Raw genomic sequence first — 1,260 nt, forward strand, 5'->3', positions numbered from 1 at the left:
CCAGCGCACCGTCGACATCGGTGATCGCGACGCAGCCAAACCCTTTGCGCGACAGTTCCAGGATCGCGTCCTGCATGCCGGTGCCCGCAACCACCAGCGGCAGCCTGTCGCCGACATGCATGATCTCGCGGATCTGCGTCAAATTGGCGCCGAGCTGGCCGCCCGGGTGAAAGGTGCGGAAATGGTCCGGCGTGAAGCCGCGTGCTTCGAGCAGCGCGATCGCCAGCGCGTCGCCCATCACCAGTTGCAGCAGCGTCGATGTCGTTGGCGCCAGGCCATGCGGACAGGCCTCCGGAGCGCGCGGCAAAAGCAGCACCACGTCCGCCGCCCGCGCCAGCGCCGATGTCTCTCCGGCGGTGATGGCGATCAGCGGAATGGAAAAGCGCCTGGAATAGGCGACGATGCCCATCAGTTCCTTGCTTTCGCCCGACCACGACATGGCGATGATGGCGTCGTCCCTGGCGATCATGCCGAGATCGCCGTGGTTGGCTTCGGCGGGATGGACAAAGAAAGCCGGCGTGCCGGTCGAGGCCAGCGTCGCGGCGATCTTCGAACCGATATGGCCGCTTTTGCCGACGCCGGTGACGATGAGCCGGCCTTCAATCCCCGAGATCATCTCGACCGCCTGGGCGAAAGGCGCGGCCAGCCCATTCTCCAGCGCCTCGGCGAGGGCTGCGACACCGGCCTGTTCTGTCGCCACCGTCCTCAGCGCCGAAGCGATCGAGGCTTGCCTGTCCAAAGGCTTCTTATCCAGGGATCCCGCATGCATGGCTGATGCGATTAGCGCTTTGCCGGCGCGCTGTCCAACGGAAATGGCCCCAGGCATATCGCCCGAACGTGTGCGGTGGTTCAGACGACGGCAGGCGAGAAAACGCACGCGGTATGAATCCCTTTGGAAATCAGCGCTTCAGGCAGCTGACGGGCCGCTGCCTCAACCCTCCGTTAACCATCCCCATTTACGGTTCGGTAAGTATGGCGCGCGTGCGCCGCGCAAGCAGTGGTGGCGATGTCCGGGGTCCAGCCAGAAAATTCGACGGGACGTGGGGGCAAGGCGGTCTGCGCCTTGCTGCTGGCAACCAGCATGTTTGCCTTGCTGCGCCCAACGGCGCTCCATGCCCAGGAAACCGAACTGCGCGGCGAAGTTTCGGAATCGGCGATCCTGTCCGACCAGCAGCGCAAGGCGAGACAGCTGGCCTTGGCAGCGCAGGGTCAACAGCCGGCCAACGCCGCGCAGGACAACGCGCCGGCCCGCACCTATCT

General features: G+C 65.2%; 1 protein-coding gene and 1 pseudogene. One reads left to right on the forward strand and one right to left on the reverse strand.

The annotated features are described in order from the left end of the window. Positions 1–769: KpsF/GutQ family sugar-phosphate isomerase (locus EN879_RS36290; RefSeq protein ID WP_127274733.1), on the reverse strand; the 769-nt coding region annotated here is incomplete at its 3' end. Positions 770–1,006: 237 nt separating this feature from the next. Here EN879_RS36290 and EN879_RS36295 point away from each other — a divergent pair. Then, positions 1,007–1,260 (forward strand): annotated as a pseudogene (locus EN879_RS36295) (hypothetical protein); the annotation flags it as partial.

The organism is Mesorhizobium sp. M7A.F.Ca.AU.002.02.1.1, from assembly GCF_003998535.1.
GTDB lineage: Bacteria > Pseudomonadota > Alphaproteobacteria > Rhizobiales > Rhizobiaceae > Mesorhizobium > Mesorhizobium ciceri.